At 62.9% G+C, this 16,710-nt stretch carries 11 protein-coding genes; 5 read left to right on the plus strand and 6 right to left on the minus strand.

The genetic code is table 11. The features are described 5' to 3' along the window. The first annotated feature begins 85 nt into the window (after positions 1-85). Together X566_RS17855 and X566_RS17860 are read left to right on the plus strand one after the other, a co-directional pair. Positions 86-2,443 carry an RND family transporter gene (locus X566_RS17855; RefSeq protein ID WP_034470085.1) on the plus strand — a complete coding sequence of 786 codons (2,358 nt, stop codon included), beginning with the start codon at positions 86-88 and terminating at the stop codon, positions 2,441-2,443. Positions 2,444-2,670: 227 nt separating this feature from the next. Continuing rightward, a complete protein-coding gene (locus X566_RS17860) occupies positions 2,671-2,865 on the plus strand; it encodes a hypothetical protein (protein WP_034470088.1) in 195 nt (64 codons plus the stop codon). 101 nt (positions 2,866-2,966) lie between these two features. Here the strand turns inward: X566_RS17860 and X566_RS17865 are convergent, their stop codons facing one another. Together X566_RS17865 and X566_RS17870 are read right to left on the minus strand one after the other, a co-directional pair. Next, entirely contained in the window at positions 2,967-3,464 is a 498-nt protein-coding gene (locus tag X566_RS17865) for a hypothetical protein (RefSeq protein WP_051444315.1), read from the minus strand. 441 nt (positions 3,465-3,905) lie between these two features. Next, positions 3,906-4,661: a 2-keto-4-pentenoate hydratase gene (locus tag X566_RS17870; RefSeq protein WP_051444316.1), complete on the minus strand. Its 756-nt coding sequence runs from the start codon at positions 4,659-4,661 to the stop codon at positions 3,906-3,908. A gap of 206 nt (positions 4,662-4,867) precedes the next feature. Here X566_RS17870 and X566_RS17875 point away from each other — a divergent pair, with 206 nt between their 5' ends. Beyond that, positions 4,868-6,988, plus strand: a complete 2,121-nt coding sequence (locus X566_RS17875; protein WP_034470091.1) for a 3-hydroxyacyl-CoA dehydrogenase NAD-binding domain-containing protein — start codon at positions 4,868-4,870, stop codon at positions 6,986-6,988. Positions 6,989-7,088: 100 nt separating this feature from the next. Here X566_RS17875 and X566_RS17880 read toward each other — a convergent pair whose 3' ends face one another. The 4 genes from X566_RS17880 to X566_RS17895 form a co-directional block, all read right to left on the minus strand. After that, positions 7,089-8,285 carry a CaiB/BaiF CoA-transferase family protein gene (locus tag X566_RS17880; RefSeq protein WP_034470094.1) on the minus strand — a complete coding sequence of 399 codons (1,197 nt, stop codon included), beginning with the start codon at positions 8,283-8,285 and terminating at the stop codon, positions 7,089-7,091. 148 nt (positions 8,286-8,433) lie between these two features. After that, on the minus strand, positions 8,434-10,893 hold the full coding sequence (locus X566_RS17885; protein ID WP_034470097.1) for a CaiB/BaiF CoA-transferase family protein: 2,460 nt from the start codon (positions 10,891-10,893) through the stop codon (positions 8,434-8,436). Positions 10,894-10,928: 35 nt separating this feature from the next. Beyond that, positions 10,929-13,385: a CoA transferase gene (locus tag X566_RS17890; RefSeq protein WP_034470098.1), complete on the minus strand. Its 2,457-nt coding sequence runs from the start codon at positions 13,383-13,385 to the stop codon at positions 10,929-10,931. A 97-nt stretch (positions 13,386-13,482) separates the two neighbouring features. Next, positions 13,483-14,676 (minus strand): acyl-CoA dehydrogenase family protein, encoded by a 1,194-nt coding sequence (locus tag X566_RS17895; protein ID WP_034470101.1) that lies wholly within the window; start codon positions 14,674-14,676, stop codon positions 13,483-13,485. A 434-nt stretch (positions 14,677-15,110) separates the two neighbouring features. On the opposite strand from X566_RS17895, the gene X566_RS17900 reads away from it, so the two are divergent. Both X566_RS17900 and X566_RS17905 read left to right on the plus strand, forming a co-directional pair. Beyond that, positions 15,111-16,265, plus strand: a complete 1,155-nt coding sequence (locus tag X566_RS17900) for a thiolase domain-containing protein (RefSeq protein ID WP_034470103.1) — start codon at positions 15,111-15,113, stop codon at positions 16,263-16,265. Further along, complete coding sequence (locus tag X566_RS17905; protein ID WP_034470105.1) at positions 16,265-16,660, plus strand: Zn-ribbon domain-containing OB-fold protein; 396 nt, start codon at positions 16,265-16,267, stop codon at positions 16,658-16,660. Before X566_RS17900 ends, X566_RS17905 begins: the two co-directional genes overlap by 1 nt. The last annotated feature ends 50 nt before the right edge of the window (positions 16,661-16,710 follow it).

A 16,710-nucleotide genomic window follows, 5' to 3' on the forward strand; every position in this document is an offset into this window, starting at 1 on the left:
CTTTCCTGTGCAGGTGCGGAATCGGGGCCATGGACCCGATCCGTCCCCGGTTCGAATCGGACTCCTACTCGGAAGCGGATCAGGAATGCTTGATCAGACGACGGATACCGCGGACGCCAAAACAGCGTCGCGCAAGCCGCCCAGCATTGCCTTTGGCGCCGAACGGCTCGGTCTGATCGCGATGCGGACACCGATCCTGTCGGTGCTGGTGCTGCTGCTTCTCTGCGTTCTCGCCGCATTCGGCCTCGAGCGGATCAAGATCGACGATTCCTTGAGCCAGCTCTTTCGCTCCGACACCAAGGAGTTCAGGCAGTACGAGGAGGTAACCAAGCGTTTTCCCTCCACCGAGTTTGACGTCCTGGTCGTCGTCGAGGGGAAGTCGCTGCTGGCCCGCGACTCGCTTGAGAGGCTGCGCGACTTGGTGACCGATCTCCAGTTGATCGATGGGACGCGCGGTATCATCTCGCTGTTCTCCGCACGGCAGGCGCCGGAGCCGGGCAGGCTGCCGGCGGCGCTCTTCCCGGACAAGCTTCCGGAAGGGCCCGCCTATGATAAGTTCATTGAGACGGTCAAAAGCAACGAGATTCTGCGCGGCAAGCTGCTCTCGGACGACGGTACGCTTGCCCTGATCGTTCTGTCGCTCGACCCTTCGGTGGTGTCGTCAAGCAAATTGGGCGACGTGGTTGGCGAAATCCGTCAGCTTTTAAATACGACGGTGCAAGGGACGGATCTGGTCGGGCAGCTATCGGGCGTGCCGATCATGCAGCTCGAGATCCGCAATGCAGTCGCACGGGACGGCATTATCTATAATGTCGCGGGCGTGCTGGCGGGGTGTTTGATCGCTATCATCTTTTTCCGCCGCATCTCCTTCATGATTATTGCGGCGTTCCCACCGATCCTCGCCATCCTGCTTTCGCTCGGTACGCTCGGCTGGTTCAATTTCAGCCTCAACATGTTCCTCAACGTGATGACCCCGCTGATCATGGTTATCAGTTTTTCCGACTCGATGCAGCTGACATTCGCGGCGCGTGATCGGCTGATCGCCGGCGAGGACAAGTATTCGGCGTTCCGCAATGCCGTCCTGGTCGTCGGCCCGGCCTGCGTACTCACGCACTGCACGGCCGGTTTGTCGTTCATTGCGCTGATGTTCTCCAACTCGGAGCTGATCCGAACCTTCGGCGAGGCCGGTTTGACCGCGACCGTGATCGCTCTTGTAGCGGTGCTCTCGCTGGTGCCGCTGTTCGGCGTGCTTCTGGTCCGGCGCGAGCAGGTCTTTGCGCAGAAGATCAAGGCCGCGGATTGGGGCGTCAACGCGCTGCGCGCCTTCTGTGCCTGGATCGCGGTGCGCATGACCCGCAGGCCGGCACTCTGGAGCCTGATCGCCTTGCTGGTCGTCGCCGGTCTGATGACGATCTACGCTCACCTTGAGCCGCGCTACCGCCTTGCCGATCAGGTCCCTGACAAGAAACAGGCTGTCGAAGCCAGCGGGCGGCTGGATGCCAAGCTGACCGGGGCCAACCCAATTGATGTCCTGATCGAGTTTCCGCAAGGGACCACGCTCTATGCGCCTGATGCCCTCCAAACGATCGCCGAGGTGCATGCGCTGATCGAGAAGCAGGCGGGGGTCGGCAATGTCTGGTCGGTAGAGACGCTGCGGCGCTGGTTGTCGGAGAAAGTCGGTCGCTCCGACGTCGCCACGCTGAAGGAATATGTCGATCTGTTGCCCGCCTATCTGGTTCGCCGGTTCGTCTCCGAGAAGATGGATGCGGTGGTGGTGTCCGGACGCGTCCCTGACCTCGACTCAAGCGACATTCTCCCTGTCGTCGAGAAACTGGATGCGGCGCTGGAAGCGATCCGCAAGGAGCATCCGGGCTATGAGATCGCCGTTACCGGCCTGTCGGCTATCGCTGCGCGCAACAGTGCGGACATGATCGGCAAGCTGAATGCCGCCTTGACGGTGGAGTTCCTGCTGGTCGCCGCTTTCATCGGTCTCGCCTTCCGATCGTTCGTCGTGATGCTCGTCAGCATCCTTCCCGGAATTTTCCCCGTGGTCCTGTCCGGTACGGTTCTCTGGTTGATCGGAGAAGGTTTGCAGTTTGCGAGTGTCGTAGCGCTTATCGTATCGTTCGGCCTCGGACTAAGTGCGACGATTCACTTCCTCAACCGGTTGCGCCTCGAGAACACGCCGGACACCACGGCGGAAGCCGCCGTCGAACGCGCGACGGTGCTGGTCGGGCCCGCCCTGATCCTGACCACCGTGGTCCTTGCGTGCGGGCTTGTGGTGACGGTGTTCTCCGATCTGCCGTCGCTGCGCCTCTTCGGTTGGCTCAGCGCCTTCTCCATGGTCGCGGCACTGATCGCCGACCTGTTCATCCTTCGCCCCACGGCGATGTTCCTGATCCGAATCGCTGAGCGGATTCGCGGCAGAAAGGTCGCTCTCTAGGCTCGGCCGCCGAAAGCCTGTCCGAACCCCGAAAAATTGTACACAGGGCTTGATCCGCAGGCATCCGCCTAGCTGCAGCGAGGGACGACCGATCTCGTTTCTGTCGGCGCGCGCGTTAACGATCGATCAACCATAGCATTGCTCGTGCGTTCGTTGCGTTGACCCAGAGGTCCGTCAGCGCGATTTCAGGCGTGTTCTTTCGCCAATCTGATTGGGAATTACGCCGAATGAAATATTATTCGATCACGGGGAATAGCGATGGCTATGTGGTCGGTACGGGGGAACAAGACATCCTGCGGATCGCCGATTGGAAAACTGCTGCAGAGGTGGTTGCCGAAGCGTCTGACCTGATGGCGGGCGTAAATATCCGTCGCCACCCCGAGACCGCGCCCAACGTCAAGATCGAAAAGCGGGAAGGTTAGGATCTTCCTGGTACCGGATGCCGTGGTGCCAGGCCAAAAAGAAACCGCCGGGCTGGTCCCGGCGGTTCACAAATCGTTCGAGTGTTCGATCGGCGCTGGCCTTAGCGTGACAACGTGATGTCGAGGCCGCGCAAGTCGGTATTCTGCGAGCGGATGGCGACGGTCTGCCGGTTGCCGCGCGTCTGCATCGCAAAGGTTGCCGAGAAACCGTTGGCTTCCACCAATGCATTGATGTCGCTTCCGCTGACCCGGCCACCGACCGTGCCGTTGATGTTGCGGCTGGTCTCGCTCCAGCTACCGGAGATCGAATTTCCCGAGGCGGTGACGTTCGTCGTCAGGTCGAAGCGATAGCTGTCGCTGGCGCAACGCAGGATTTGGTGGAGACCGGCCCCTGCAGATTCGACCTTGTAGGAGGCCCGGCATCGAATGCGCTCGCTACCGCCGTCTTTGATCAAGATGTGTCCCGTTCCGGTCCAGTTTCCTTCCATGCCCGCGAATGGTCCGGACTGGGCGAACGCGGGAGAGGCCACCAGCATGAAAGCTGCGAAGAGCAGGGCGCGGCCCGGCACCTGCCGGAAGGAAGAAGCGGACGTGGTCATATGTTGGATACCGTCGTTGGTGATTGATCCAATATGGGATGCGAACCTGTCAGGACAGATTCGAGCAGCTTAGGCGCGCTGAAGTGTCGGTTCCGCAGTCCGGAGCCGTCGGGCTCGTAATTCCGCGTGGCCAAGGTCCCCTCGCGCCTCCGTTTGTCGCAAAACACCATATAAGGTTCATGGTGCGGTTCCGCAAAGCCCGGCTCGCATTGAAGTGTGCGATTTCAAAGGCCGGTGTCACGAAACCGCACCAGTACGGCAATGTTTTTGCTACAATCTCATGCGCAAGCAGCGCGCTTGCGCCTGCCAGCGAACATTGGCTCGCCCGGACCGCAGCATCGGGATACAATACGCTCTCCGTCTGCATGCTGCGCTTCGGGACATCTCGTGGTCATCGCTGCGGTAGATATCTTATCGCAAGCGGCTTGAGCCGGCCTTCGCTCAAGCGGTGAATTGCACCGATACAGGCTCGAAGCCGTCGAAAGCCGCAACCGCAAGGCTGGTGGGTGAGGCGTAGTTGACGCCGGTCCATGTGCCGGCGGTAACGAGGATCCCGGCCTTGATGCCGTCGGTCTTGCACAACGCATTGACCAGCGCCACCACCGGAGGCACCGGATCGCCGGTCGGATGTGAGCCGGTGCGGCGTGCGATCTCCTTGCCGTCGACCGTGAGCGTCACCTCGACCTTTGAGAAATCGATCGCGCGCCAGTCCGCGCGCGGCCTGCCGCAAACGATGCCGCCCTGAGTGATGCAATCGGCGAGCTTCTCCAGCGTCGAGCGTTTCGCCGGTTCGGCGTAGCGCGAGTTCAGGAGTTCGATGGCCGGAAAAGCCTCGATCGCATCCGCGACCTCGGCGCGGGAGTAGTCCGTGCCGCGGGCAGGGAGATCGGTGAGAAAGCGGAATGCGATCTCGGATTCGATGCCGAGCAGTGGCATCGAACTTGCCGCGACGTTTGCCGGATTGGCCAGGATCACGTCTTTGAAAATCGGCGCCCGCGACATGATGCCGTCCTTGTCGAGGCCGACCTTCCAGCCGCCGACGGTTTGTTTCAGCAGAGCGACGGTTGCATCTTGAATCGCGTGGCCGTCGTCGATGGTCTTCGGTTGCAGCTCCTCGGGCAGCGGCGGCCGGCCCTGGTGCAGACGGCGGGCTTCGACCAGGAGCTGAGCTGCCGCATTGATGCTGTTCTGGTCCATCCTTGCCTCCCTGGGGTTCTTTCAAGCAACTCCGTTGTAGAGCAGCGCGGTGGAGCATGGAACTGCTGTCGACTGCATGCGACCAAGGCATTCCTGCGTCACAGGGGCGTGCGCCAATTTCGGCCCTTGCGGAGGAACAGGCGTGCGGTCAAGGTCGCCGCCAAAGGTGGTAGCCGGCATGTCCGGCATAGAAGCGAGGAAGCGTCGTGAGTGGACAGCTTGTACGATTTGAAGTCGAAGACGGCATCGGTGTGATCACGGTGGATAATCCGCCAGTGAATGCACTCAGCCCTGGCGTACCGGAAGGCATTCTCGAGTCCGTTGCCAAGGGCAACAAGGATCCGAACGTCAAGGCGATGGTGCTGATGGGCGCTGGCCGCAGCTTCATTGCGGGCGCCGATATTCGCCAGTTCGGCAAGGGTGCGAAGCGCCTCGGCCTCGGCGAGCGTCCAGTGGACGTTCTGGAGAAAAGCGAAAAGCCGATCGTCGCTGCGATCCATGGTTTTGCGCTCGGCGGCGGACTTGAGACTGCCATGGCCTGCAACTATCGCATCGCCAAAGTATCGACCAAGGTGGGACTGCCGGAGGTGCTGATCGGCCTATTGCCGGGTGGCGCCGGAACGCAGCGTCTGCCGCGCCTGGTCGGACCGAAGATCGCGCTGGAGATGATCACGTCCGGCCGCCACGTTCCCGCAGAGGAAGCGAAGGGGTATGGCATCCTCGATGCGCTGATCGACGATAAGGCAGACTTGCGTGCGGAGGCGATCAAGTTCGCCAAGAGCATCGCCGACAAGCGGCCGATGCCGATCGTCAGCAAGATGACGACCAAGTTCGACGAGTACAAGAATGATCCGGGCATGTTCGACGCGATGCGCAAGAGCCTCGCCAAGAAGGCCAAGGGGCAGCCGGCCATCGAAGCCAATATCTCTGCGGTGGAAGCGGCGGTCACGCTGCCCTACGAGCAGGGCATCGTGCGGGAGCGCGAGCTGTTCGCGCCGCTCGAAAACTCAGACGCCTCGAAGGGCCTGCGCTATGCGTTCTTTGCCGAACGGCAGGCGGGCCGTCTGCCGAGCCTGCCGGCTGGCGCCAAGGCGAAGACCATCAAGACCGGTGCCGTGATCGGTGCCGGGACGATGGGTGGCGGCATCGCCATGAGCTTCGCTGACTTCGGCTATCCGGTGAAGATCCTGGATTCGACGCAGGAAGCGCTCGACCGCGGTATGAAGCGCGTTAAGGACAATTATGCGGTCGCCGTCAAGCGCGGCAGCATCACCCAGGCGCAGATGGACGAGCGGCTGAAGCTGATCGAGCCGGTATTGAGCTATGAAGCGATCGGACAGGCGGACGTCGTCATCGAGGCGGTGTTCGAAGAACTCAGTGTCAAGCAGGAAGTCTTCAAAAAGCTCGATGCGGTGATGAAGCCCGACGCGCTGATGCTCTCCAACACGTCGACCATCGATATCGATAAGATCGGCGAGGGAGTGAAGGAGCGTAAGGGTGATGTCGCCGGTGCGCACTTCTTCAGCCCAGCGAACGTGATGCGGCTGTTGGAGGTTGTCGAAGGCTCGAAGAGCTCGCCGGAGACGATCGCTGCCACCATGCAACTCGGCAAGCAGATCGGTAAGGTCAGCGCTTGGGCCGGCAACACCGATGGCTTCGTCGCCAACCGCAGCCGTGCGCCGTTCACGGCGGAGGCCAGCATCTTGCTCGAAGATGGCGCGCTGCCCGAGCAGGTGGACAAGGCGCTCGTCGACTTCGGCTATCCCATGGGGCCGTTCGCCGTGGGCGACCTTGCGGGTCTCGACATCGGCTGGGCGGTGCGCAAGCGCAAGGCAGCTGAGGATCCGAACTTTCGCAAGAATCCGATCGCCGACAAGCTCTGCGAGATGGGCCGCTTCGGCCAGAAGACTGGCGCCGGCTGGTATCGCTACGAGAAGGGCGATCGGACGCCGCATCCCGATCCGGTGGTCGCCCAGGTGATCAAAGAGGTCACCTCCAGCCTCGGCATCAAGCAGCGCAGCTTTACGGACGATGAAATCCTGCGCCGCCTGCTGTTCGCCTCGGTGAACGAGGCATGCAAGATCCTGGAAGAGAGAAAGGCCCGCCGCGCCAGCGACGTCGACATCATGTGGCTCTATGGCTTCGGCTTCCCGCGCTACCGCGGCGGGTTGATGTTCTGGGCCGACACCATCGGCTCGAAGGAAATCTACGAGCAGATCGTGCGTTGGCATAACGAACTCGGCGCGCGCTGGAAGCCTTCGGAATTGCTGAAGGCGACGGCGGCGAAGGGCGGCAAGCTCTCCGAGATCGTGATCATGGAAGCCTGATCGGCGTGCTCGCTTGACGAGCCATGCGTTTCAAAGAGAAAGGCCGGGCAGCAGCCCGGCCTTTGCTTTTTGCTTCTGCCTTCGATGGCGGCTGGCTGCGTCAGCCGATGATGCCTTCGCTGCGAAGCTTCTTCAGCTCGTCGGGGCTGAAGCCCGCCGCCGCCAGCACCTCGTCGCTGTGCTGGCCGATGGTTGGAGCACGCTTGGCCTTCTTCTTTTCCTCACCCTCGATCCAGAACGGGCTCGACACGGTCAGCATCGATCCGTCCTCGGTCGGCACCAGGGCGCCGGCGATCTTGGCCTGTTCGTCATGAGGCACGTCCGCGACCGGTGTCACAGCGCCGAACACGACGCCGTGCTTGTCGAGAATCTCGCTCCACTCCTCCAGGGTCTTGGTCGCGAAGATCTTGTCGAGGGTGGCGGTCACGGCAACCGCATGCTCCTTGCGCCCTGCAACCGATTGGAAGCGCGGATCGTCCATCAGCGGCGACTGCAGCGCGTTGCGGAAAACCTCCCAGCGCCCATCGTTATGAACGATCGAGAGCACCAGCCAGCGGCCGTCTTTGCACTGGTAGCTGTTTCGCCAGGGCATCGGGTGCTGGCTGCGCTCCGGCATGCGCTCCACTTCTTCGCCGACGATCGCGGTTTGCACCGAGCAGGCGTTGGCCCAGATGCCATTCATCAGCAGCGAGGAGCCGACGTGGCTGCCCTGGCCGGTGCGCTCGCGCTTATAGAGCGCAGTGATGATCGCCGAATAGAAGCCCATGGCGGAGGGGTGATCGCCCATGCCCGGCGGCGAACGGACCGGCGGTGCGTCGCCTGCGCGCACGAGGTCCATGATGCCGGCCCGTGCCCACCACACCGTCGCGTCGAAACCCGGCTTGTCGGCGTCCGGACCGGTTTCGCCGAAGCCGGTGAAGGAGGCATAGATCAGCCGCGGGTTGAGTGGTGCGATGTCGTTGTAGGTCAGGCGCAGCTTCTTGCGGACCTTCGGCGGAAAGTTCGTGATGAACACGTCCGCGCCGGCGGTGAGTTTATAGAGGATGTCGAGACCGGCCTTGGAAGCGAGATTGAGTGCGAGGCTCTTCTTGTTGCGCGAATCCACCAGCCAGTTCGGGTTCTCAGGCGAGAGCTGCACGCTCGGCGGCTGGCCCCGGTTACGGTAGGGGTCGCCGGTCAGCGGCTCGATCTTGATGACTTCTGCGCCGAAGTCGGACATCACCGTCGCGGCCGCCGGAGCGGCGATGTAGCTCGCGCAGTCGATGACCTTCAACCCTTCGAACAGTCCTTTGGACACATTGGTCTCCTTCTTGCGGGACGATTGCGTGCCGCCCGTCTAGATCATGTCGACGGGTTCAGAAAGGGTTCTGGAGCATGGTCCAGAGCCGGAGGACTGCGTTAGCGCAATGCTGGTGCCGGTATTTGGGAACATTCTAGGGGTGGTGCTACTCAGCCGCGTCCTGTGCGGCCTTCTTGGCTGGCTTCGGTCGTGGCGGAAGCGCCAAGGTGCCGATCACGTCATTTTCTTCCAGAGCTGTGAGTTCCGCCTCCGTCAAGCCGAGGACCTCGCGTAACACCTCATGGTTGTCGCGTCCGAGGGTCGGAGCCAGGGAGCGCGCCAGCGGCGGCCTTTCCGCACTCTCCTCGCGGTAGGCGTTGAGCGGCAGCAGGTGCGGGCCGACAAAGGCTTTGTCCACCGGCTGCCAATGGCCGACGGCCCACAGGTGCGGATCAGCCGCCAGGTCCATCGGTAGCTTGGCGATGCCGGCGGGGACGCCCGCTGCCTGCAATTTCACCATCGCCGAATCCGGGCGGACGATGCTGGTCCATTTCTCGATTTCGGCTTCGATCATGTCCTCGTGCTGGCGACGGTCGTGTGCGGTCTTGAGCTGCGGATCGGCGGCGAGGTCGGGCCGGCGCATGGCGCGGCACAGTGCCTGCCAGTCCTCGTCGTCGCGGACCGAGATCGTGATCCACTGATCCTCGCCGAGGGCGCGGAAGCATCCCTGCGGGACATGGTGGGGGTGGCGATTGCCGAGCCGTGGACCGACAGTGCCACGCGCCGACTGCTCGATGATTGCCGGGGCGGCCATCGGCAGCATGCATTGCACCTGTGCCAGATCGATGTGCTGGCCTTCGCCGGTGTTACGCTGATGCATGAGGCCGAGCATCAGCGCGGTTGCGCCGTTCAGCCCGCCGATCGGGTCGCCGAAAGCGATATGGCTCATGGAGGGTGGATCGCCCTCGAAGCCCTGCACGGTCGGCAGGCCTGACGCCTGTTCGAGCGTGGAGCCATAGGCGCGGCCGTTGGTCCAAGCTCCCTTGGTGCCGAAAGCCGGCATGGTCACGACCACCAGCTTCGGATTGATTGCAAGCATTGCTTCCGCATCGAGGCCGAGTCGCGGCAGCACGTCGGCGGCATAATTGTCGATGACGGCGTTCGCCGTCTGCAGCAGGCGCTTCAGAAGCGTGCGACCTTCTTCCGAAGTCAGGTCCAGCGTGATGCCGCGCTTGTTGCGGTTCATCATCTGGATCCAGTACGTTTTCTCGTAGGTTTGTTCCTCGTGATAGGGCGGCCGCGTGTCGGTGCCTCGGAACCAGTCCGGATATTGGATCGACTCCACCTTGATGACGTCGGCGCCGAGATCGGCGAGCTGTCGCGTGGCCGACGGACCGGCCCAGCCCATGGTGAGATCGATGACCCGCACGCCCGTGAGCGGCAGGGCAGCATCTGGCGGAACGGCTCCTTTCGCGATGCGCGCGCGCGGCGGAACAGAGGAGAGATCGTGCTGGCCGGCGAGCGGAGCGGGGCCGTTCGGCTTCGGTGGTGTCCTAAGCAGGGTCTGCGGAAGGACCGGACCTTCGAACGCAGCCGTGCCGATCGTCACGGTACCGAATGAACCGCGTTCGCGATGGAAGGGCTGTGCCAGCAACTCGCCCATGGTCGGGACGATGGCAAGCGGCACGCGGTATTCGATGCCGAGCTCGAACCATTCGACGGCCGTGCGGGTCAACAGGATCGGCGCAAAGATTTGCCGAAGCTCGGCGGCATGGACGAAACGGTCGATGCCTTTCGAGTACTTCATGTCACGAGCCAGTTCAGGGCGGCCGATGATCTGGCACCAGCCCACCCATTGCGCCGGCGTCGCAACCGTGACGCCGAGAATGCCGTCCTTGGTCTCCCAGGTTCCGGATGGATAGCCACGGCCGAAAATGTTGATACCGGAGCGAAGCCGCGAGGAGCCGAGCTCGAGGGCAATGCCGGTATCGAATTCGGACACCTGCAGCAGCGCTTCGTAGATGTTGGTGCGGTAACGCCGCGCTCCGTTCTCGCGGTTGTAGAGCGCGGCAACGCTCGGGATGAACGCCGTCAGCCCGCCGAACACGGCGGCCTGTCCGTCGCGGCCGAGCATCGGCGGGCCTTCGACGGCGCCGATCAGCTTCACCATGCCAGCGAGGCTGCGGACGACGGCTTCGGTCGGCTGATATGCGCTGTAAGGCCCGGTGTCGGAAAACCAGGAGATCGCGGTGATGCCGAGCCCTGGATCGGACTTACGCAGATCGTCGTGGGTCAGCAGTGAAGCCTTCACCGCACCGGGGTGGCGTCCGTCGAGCAGCAGGTCGGCGGTCCGCAACAGCGCGCGGATCCGGACGACATCGTCCGTATTGGCAAGGTCGGCGATGATGCTTTGCTTGTTGGTGTTCAGCCAGGCGAAGTGACCGTTCTCACGTCTGCCGTTGCCGATATCGACGAGCGGTTCATAGGCGCGGGCGGGATCGCCGCCCGGCGGTTCGATCTTGATGACCTCGGCGCCGAAATCGGCGAATTGTTTGCCGCAATAGGCGGCGGCTTCGTTGGTCCCGAGTTCTACGATTCGCAATCCGGTCAGGGGCAGTTTTGTCATGAACGGGCCTCTTGGATCGCTGCGCGCATGGGTGGCTACTCGTTGACGGCCGCTTTGCGAGGCGCTTCCTTCGGTTTCGGCGGCGTGGCGACAGTGCCGATGATTCCTTCCTCGGCGAGGCTGGCGAGTTCGCGGTCGCTGAGGCCAAGGATTCCGCCAAGGATCTCCTTGTTGTGTTGACCAAGCGTGGGCGCGGCCATCGTAATCCTGCGCGGCAGCACGGCACCATCCTCGCGGTAGGCGACGGTCGGCATCAAGTGCGGTCCGAGGAAGGCTCGCTCCATCGGTTGCCAGTGACCGATCGTCATCAATTGCGGGTCGGACAAGAGGTCCATCGGCACGCGTGCCACGGCTGCCGGCACGCCTTCGGCCTGCAGTGCCACCATTGCTGGATCGACCATCGTCATGCGCGACCATGCGTGGATCGCGCTCTCGATCATGTCCTCGTTCTTGCGGCGGCCCTCGGCGGTCGCAAGTGCCGGATCGGCGGCAAGATCCGGGCGGCGCATGACACGGCAAAGGCCTTGCCATTCCCTGTCGTTCCGGACAGCGATGGTGAGCCAGCGATCTTCGCCGACGCAGGGGAAGCAGCCATGCGGAACGTAGTCGTGGTGCCGGTTGCCGGGGCGGGACCGCAGCTTGCCGGTCGCCGATTGCTCGACCGCGTATTTCGCAGTCAGCGGCAGCAGCCCCTGCACCTGCGATAGATCGATGTGCTGGCCCTTGCCGGTCTTCTTCTGGTACATGAAGCCGAGGATCGCGGCCACCGCACCATTGAGACCTCCAATTGGATCGCCGAACACGGCGTGGTTCATGGTCGGCGGGTCCTGTTCACGGCCGGTGACGGTCGGGATGCCCGCGCCATGCTCCAGGGTGGAGCCGTAGGCGCGGACGCTGCTCCAGGGGCCGCTCATGCCGAAAGCCGGCATCGTTACGACCAGCAGCTTCGGGTTGATCCTCAACAACGCCTCGGCGCCGAGCCCGAGACGCGGCATCACATCGGCGGAGTAGCTGTCGATGACTGCGTGCGCATCGGTAAGCAGGCGATGGAAGAGGGCGATGCCCTTGGGCGCGGTCAGATCGAGCGTCACGCCGCGCTTGCCGCGGTTCATGATCGAGAATTTCGATTGCTTCTCGTAGGTCTGCTCTTCGTGGTAGGGCGGGCGCTGGTCGGTGCCACGGAACCAATCGGCGTACTCGATCGATTCCACCTTGATGACGTCGGCGCCGAGATCCGCGAGCTGGCGCGTGCAGCTCGGGCCCGCCCAGCCCATCGTGCAATCGATAACCCGCAACCCTGCAAGCGGCAGTGGCCCGTCCGGATTCGCCGCGCCCGAGGCGACGCGCTTGCGCGGCGCGATGCTGATGGTGTTGTGTGCGCCCGCAAGCGGCGCGGTGCCGTTGCGCTTCGGCAGCGATGCCTTGAGGTGATGCGGAATCGCCGGCCCTTCGAATATTGCCGATCCGATGCGGACCTCCCCGAACGCGCCGCGCTCGCGCTGCACGGTCTGCTCGAACAGCTCTTTCATCGTCGGGATGACGACCACAGGCAGGCGCAACTTGATCGCGCGCTCGAACCACTCGGCTGCCGTCTTCTGCATCAGGATCGGTTCGAAGATCGCGTTGAGAGCCGTCGTGTGCACGGCGCGCAAGGGGCCGGTTGCGTATTCCGGCTTTCCGCCCAGCTCGGGCCTGTCCATCATCACGCAGAAGGCGCGCCATTGCTGGATCGTGACCACGGTGACGCCGAGCCAGCCTTGCTTGGTGCGGTAGGCGCCGCCTGGAAAGTTGCGACCGAAGCTGTTTACGCCGCTGCGCAACCGCGTGAAGCCCGCATCGAGCGCGAGCGTGAGATCGTATTCGGAGATTTGCAGCAGCGCTTCATGGGCGTTGACCGCGTAACGTCGGGCACCGCGTTCGCGGCTGAGCAGTCCGGCGAGCGTCGGGATGAAGGCGGTGAGGCCGGTGATGACGGCGGTCTGGCCGTCGCGCGGCAGTGTCGGCGGGCCTTCGACCGGGCCGACCTGTTTGACGAGCCCGGCGAGGCTGCGGATCGTCGCCTCGGTGGCTTGATAATTGCGGTAGGGGCCGTGCTCGCTGAACCAGGCGATGGCGGTGATCGCCAGTGCGGGATCGGCCTTGCGCAAGGCTTCGTGCGAAAGCGCCGAGGCGTTGATCTCGTCGGCATGGCGGCTGTCGAGCAGGAGGTCGGCTGTGCCGAGCAGGGCGCGGACTCGCGCGACATCCTTCGCATCGGCCAGGTCGGCAGTGATGCTCTGCTTGTTGGTGTTACCCCAGGCGAAGTAGGCGCTCTCGCGTTTGCCGCCGCCGATATCGACGAGCGGTTCGCAAGACCGGTCCGGATCGCCGCCCGGCGGTTCGACTTTGATGACCTCCGCTCCGAAATCGGAGAACAGCTTGCCGCAGAAGCTCAGTGCGTCGCCGGTACCGATTTCGACAACCCGTAATCCATCGAGAGGAAGGTCAGACATTCGCCAGCGTTCCCGCAATGCGCGGTGTTGTTCGCACCAGAAGCGCGTTGGTTGATAACGGCACCGGCCCGCCGGATAGCGGGCCGGTCAAGTCTGGTCAAAGGCCGAGAACGGCCTTGGCGAGAATGTTGTGCTGCACCTCGCTGGTGCCGCCGTAGATCGTCACTTTGCGGTTGTTGAGGTAGACGCCGGTGGCGACGCCGGCCCAATCGGGACCGATCGCATCGTCATCGCTCTCGGCCTCGAGTGCGAGGCGCTGGGCGAACGGGCCTGCCACCTCCATGTAGAGATGCGTCAGTTCCTGCCGCAGTTCACTGGACCGCAGTTTCAGCAAGGATGAGAGCGGGTTCGGCGCGTCGCCTGTCCGCTTCTGATCGGCGTCGAGCACGCGCATGGTGGTGATCTCGTGCGCCTTGGCTTCGACCTCCAGCGCCAGCAGGCGGCTGCGGAACGCGGGGTCCTCGATGATCGGCTTGCCGTTCTTGGTTTCTTCCATGGCGAGCTTGCGCAGGTGACGCAGCCGTTCGCGCATCGCGCCGACGCGTGCGGCACCGGTGCGTTCGTTGCCGAGCAGGAATTTGGCGCAGTCCCAGCCCTTGTTCTCCTTGCCGACCAGGTTCTCGACAGGAACCTTGACGTCCTCGAAGAAGCATTGGTTGACCTCGGCACCGCCCTCCATGGTGTGGACGGGACGGACGGATACGCCCGGGGTCCGCATGTCGATCAGCAGGAACGAGATGCCTTCCTGCTTTTTGGCCTTCGGATCGGTGCGGACGAGGCAGAACATCCAGTCGGCATACTGCGCGTTGGTGGTCCACATCTTCGAGCCGTTGACGATGTAGTAATCGCCTTCGCGCCGGGCGCTGGTGCGCAGCGAGGCGAGGTCAGATCCCGAGCCGGGCTCCGAGAAACCCTGGCACCACCAATCATCCAGATTGGCCATCCGCGGCAGAAAGCGCTTCTTTTGCTCCTCCGTGCCGAAATGAGCGACGACCGGACCGCAAAGGTTGGTGTTCATGCCGTTCGGTAGCGGGGCAGGGGCGTTCTCAAGTTCCTCGCGCAGGATGAAGCGCTTGGTCACCGACCAATTCTGACCGCCCCATTCCACTGGCCAGTGCGGCACGGCCCAGCCTTGCGCATTGAGCTTGCGGTGCCAGTTCACCGTGTCTTCCTTGTTCGGCACCACGCCATCGATCAGCTTTTGCTTCAGTTCGGCGGGGAGGTTCTGCTTGATCCAGGCGCGTACCTCGTCGCGAAACGCCAGCTCTTCGGCGGTGAAGCTCATATCCATCGTGTTCTCTCCCGATACCAGCCTCGCGGCGGCGTTACATATTTTGGAACGATCTCGTCGGGATGACCGGCTGCCGTTCGTTGCTCTGCACAAAACTCTGCGCGTCGCTCGAGTCCTATTGCGAACAACGCACGTAACTATACACGCCACGCGCCACGCGGCCACCGCCGGCCAATCCGTTAGCCATTCCTTTTTTGCACGACCCTAAGGCAAATATTGCTCTCGTCCCTGCGCAGACACCCATGACAAATGTTGCTGGGGACGAACGCCGCCCAGCCTTAAGCTCGTGACTAAGTCTTAAGCCCGCGACTTGAGAACCTGATTGGCTCGACCTGGGGTCAACCTCGCAGCGTAACTGTGACAATTTGCGCGCGGCGTTGGCGTCGTGTTTAGATCACGCGTCAGCGTTTCTACAAAAGGCAGGACACACCTGAATGAGTATTAAGGGCAAAGCATACATCATGGGGGCTTACGAGCACCCCACGCGCAAGGCGCCGGACAAGTCCGTCCCTCAAATTCATCATGAGGCAGCGATCGGTGCGTTGAAGGACGCAGGCCTCACCAAGGACGACGTCGACGGTTACTTCTGCGCGGGCGACGCGCCAGGCCTCGGCCCGCTCAGCATGGTCGACTACATGGGCCTGAAGGTGAAGCACGTCGATTCGACCGATGTCGGCGGTTCGTCCTACATCCTGCACGTCGCGCATGCGGCCGAGGCGATCGCCGCGGGCAAGTGCTCGGTGGCGCTGATCACGCTTGCCGGCAAGCCGCTCACGGCGCCAGTACCGCGCGCGACCATTCCGCTCGCCCCCGACGCATCGTATGAATCGCCGTACGGCATCGTGGTTGCCAACTCGTACGGCATGTGCGCCGCGCGCCACATGTACGAATACGGCACGACCAGCGAACAGCTCGCGTGGATCAAAGTCGCGGCGTCGCATCACGCACAGTACAACGAGCATGCGTTCCTGCGGAACGTCGTCACGGTCGAGGAAGTCGTCAATTCGCCGATGATTTCCAATCCGCTGCACCGGCTCGACTGCTGCGTCATCACCGATGGCGGCGGCGCGCTGATCGTCACCAGCCCGGAAGTCGCCAAGAGCCTGAAGCGGCCGCTGGTGCGCGTCATGGGCGCGGGCGAGTCGCCGAAGGGACAGAACGGTGGCGACACCGATCTGACGTTCTCGGGCGCGCGCTGGTCGGGTCCGATCGCGTTCGCGGAAGCGGGCGTCAAGCACGCGGATATCAAGTACGCCTCGATCTATGACAGCTTCACCATCACGGTGCTGATGCAGCTCGAGGATCTCGGTTTCTGTGAGAAGGGCCAGGGTGGCAAGTTCGTTGCGGACGGCAACCTGATCTCGGGCGTCGGCAAGCTGCCGTTCAACACCGATGGCGGCGGTCTCTGCAACAACCACCCGGCCAACCGTGGCGGCATTACCAAGGTGATCGAGGCGGTGCGGCAGCTTCGTGGTGAGGCCCACCCGAAGGTGCAGGTGAAGAACTGCGATATCGCTCTGGCGCATGGTACGGGCGGCTCGCTCGGCGTCCGCCACGGCAGTGCAACTCTGATTATGGAGCGCGTGTGATGGCGGAAACCAAAGAACGCCAATTCCCGGCGGCGATCGTCAATCCAGAAAGCCAAGCGTACTGGGATGCTGCCGCCAAGGGCAAACTCCTGTTCGGACATTGCAAGAGCTGCAAGAAGAACTACTTCTACCCGCGTTCGATTTGCCCGTTCTGCGCCAGCGACAACACCGAGTTGAAGGAAGCATCGGGTAAGGGCGTGATCTATTCGCACTCGACCATGCGCCGCGTTCCGGAGCCTTATGCGCTCGCTTACGTGACGTTGGAAGAAGGCCCGAAGATGTTGACCAACATCGTCGACTGCGATTTCGACAAGCTCGAGATCGGCCAGAAGGTGCATGTTGTGTTCAAGCCGGCCAAGGAAGGCCCGCCGATTCCGGCCTTTGCTCCGGATTGATCTGACGTGCTGTCGGCGCGGGCGATCACGTTGCCCGCGCCGTTTCGCTT

The organism is Afipia sp. P52-10, from assembly GCF_000516555.1.
GTDB lineage: Bacteria > Pseudomonadota > Alphaproteobacteria > Rhizobiales > Xanthobacteraceae > P52-10.